The organism is Aestuariispira insulae (genome assembly GCF_003385955.1).
Lineage (GTDB): Bacteria > Pseudomonadota > Alphaproteobacteria > UBA8366 > Aestuariispiraceae > Aestuariispira > Aestuariispira insulae.
The window spans coordinates 1-2,978 of the sequence record NZ_QRDW01000035.1; the positions used below are offsets into that span (position 1 = coordinate 1).

1 protein-coding gene is annotated in these 2,978 nt (G+C 59.1%); it reads right to left on the reverse strand.

The genetic code is table 11. The features are described from left to right. Positions 1 to 196: 196 nt before the first annotated feature. Positions 197 to 2,978, reverse strand: a 2,782-nt coding sequence (locus tag DFP90_RS23390; RefSeq protein ID WP_181905528.1) for a calcium-binding protein, incomplete at its 5' end; no start/stop codon positions are given.

Consider the following 2,978-nt stretch of genomic DNA (forward strand, 5'->3'; position numbering starts at 1 on the left):
TCTGTCATGGTCAAACCCTCAATCCTGTGAAAATCTGAGGCTGAACCTGACTGTATTCGCAAAAACCTACAAGGTGGGGTTCACCGGGCGCTCACAGATAAGCTGCGCCTGTTGCACAGGAACGACAGATAAGACGCCTCCAGAAGAAAAAGCCCCGGCAGATCTCTCTGCCGGGGCTGTTGTAGTTAGGCCTGGATCAAGGTTGCTGCTGCCACAAAGCCAATGCCGTGGTCAGACCCTCGTCATCGGTCGGGGCCGCCCCCAGATCCTCCACATCTGTGCCGTCCAGGTCCGCCCAGGCGGACATGGCATTCACCAGGCTCTGCACATTGGCGGCGCTCAAGGTGCTGCCATCGTTCAGCTCGAACGACCCCACCTGTTTGGCGGTGCCCGCGAACCAGTCATCGATGATGATGGCATCATTGCTGCCCAGCAGACGGGCCTCCAGGTCATTGCCGGATTGGCTGAACCAGATCTCGTCCGCTTCAACCCCAATGCCGAATTTGACCTTATCGGCCGCCTCCGCATCGGTAACGATGTCGCGGCCGCCGCCCTCGCCAAAGAGGAAGGTATCGGCCCCGTCGCCGCCGGTCAGCACATCATTGCCATGCGCCGCCTCGTCCGGGTCTTTCCGATAGGTGACGGAACGGACAAAGAAGTCACTGCTGTCATCATCCGGATTTTCAATCCCAGCCGCCTCATTCACCGTTTTCTCGGCAAAGAAACGCAGCTCTGTGAAGGAACCGATGCCTTTGATCTCAATGACACCGACCCCCGGTTCACCGGTCACGTCATCCGGCCCGAAATAGCCGCTGCCGACCTGGTTGCCATCCTTGTCATAGGCTTTCCAGCTGCCGCGCTCGCCGCCTTCCTCATCCTTGATCAGGTTGGAGAAGGTGACTTCCGCGCTGACCACCGGATCATCAAAGGCCAGAACCAGGCTTTCCTTGCGGTTGAGCTTGTTATCATAATTGATCTGCTCACCCACCGGATCGCCCCCGGCCACGCCAACACCATTGGCCTCAAAGGTGACCGTGCCGTCATTGCCGTCCAGATCCTTGGACGAAAGCGCAATGCCGGCCGCGGCCCAATCCGCCAGGGTCATGCCTTCCGCAGTCACCTGGGTCAATGTGCCATCGCCATTGAGAGTGTCATTGCCATCCCCGCCATCGAGCAGGTCATGGCCGCCCATGCCGGTCAGGGTATCATCCCCGCCATAGCCATAAAGCCCGTCAAAGCCGTCGTCCCCGGTCAGGGTGTCATCGCCTTCCGTGCCAAGGCCGCTATAGCCCCAGGCCAGTTGGAAAGCGTCATCCAGGTCATTCCTGAGGTCAGTCGGCAGACTGGTACCCCCATAGCCCACGGGGGAGAAATCGGTGTCGGCCATGGCCTCCACCAACAGATCCGCCCCGGCACTGGTCATGGTCAGGCCGCTGGCCTGGAACAGCTCCAGCCGGTAGCTGCTATTCGCATACCAGTTGGTGATGGTGACCGTGTCATTGGTGCCAATAATGGTCAGGCGCAGATCACTGCCGATCCGCTCCAGCCAGACCTGGTCATAGGCAATATCCGCATCAAACGCCATCTCATCGGCCAGGCCGGACACATCGATGATCCGGTCCTGCCCGCCGCCGCGGGTCAGGCCGTATTCATCCGAGCCGCTCCCGCCGACCAGGGTGTCATTGCCGGTGCCGCCGATTAGCTTGTCGATGCCGGCACCGCCAGAGAGGGTGGCCCCCATGGCGCCAGCTTCAAGGACATCATTGCCATCGGTGGCAGTATAATCCGGCGCCTCCTGGCCAACAGCCGGTATATCCGTTCCCTGGCTGAGAGTGCCATTGACCGTATAGTCATTGCCGTTGCCCGAAAGATCCTTACCCAGGTTGCCACTGTCGGCAAAATCAAATCGGAAACCGTTGGTACCATAGTTCTCAACACCGATACCGCCAGCAACCCAGCCGCCATTCCCATCGGACTGGCCAAAGGCATTGGCATCCAGCGCTTGGCCATCCACATAGGCCACATCCGCCAGATCCCCATTGACATGGTTCAGATCGAAATCAAAGAAACGCCCGATCGCATGACCACCCGCCTTGCCGATGCCCATTTCAGCATTCAGCGCCGGGTAGGTCGGGTTTGTGAAGCTGTCCAACTGCGTGCCGTCCAGATAGATCTTCACCCTGTCAGATGCCGTCGCCTGGGTCGTGTCCATCGCCACCACCAGATGGTACCATTCGCCGGTCTGATCCAGCAGGGCCTGGCTGCGCAGGCTCATGCCGGTCGGACCATGCAGGAAGATCTCGTTGCTGCCGCCATAACCGATGCCGATCGCCGTCTGGTCATTGGTGGCATTGGTTCCGCCCGCGAACAGGGTCTGGTTCCGGTTCAGGTCCCCGCGCCGCACCCAGGTGGAGAAGGTCCAGGTCTTCCGGTTCCCTTCGGTTTCCATAGTCTGGGTCAGGGTCTGTCCGGTGCCGTCAAAGGCGGCTGATTGTCCGATATCGTAGGGAACAGGCGCGCCCTGAAGATTTATCGTGCCTTCCGTGCTCATCCCGCTCAGGTCGGTCACCCGCCAGGTGAAGCTGTCGGTTGCCGGTTGATCACTGGTCGCCGGGATATAGGTGTAATTGCCCTCTTCATCAAAGGAGACCGTCCCCCCGCTGTCGATCAGTTTAAAGCTGCCATCCGGCTGTTCTTCAACATTGTCACCAATGACTTCATAGGTCAGCTTTTCCGAGCTGTCGGCCTCATAGAGATCTGCGTCAAAGACGGTGAGCTTATGCGTGACCGTATCCCAGCCATCCAGAACAACTTTGGCATCGCCGCCAACCGGACCGCTTTCCTCCGTCAGGTCGATGACCGTCTCGGTCGGGTCGCCATTCTCATCCACATTGATGATGCCGTCATCATTGGCATCAAAATGGATCTTCTCAATCCCTGCAAGCGTATCCGTGCCGATACCGTCTTTGCTGACGCTA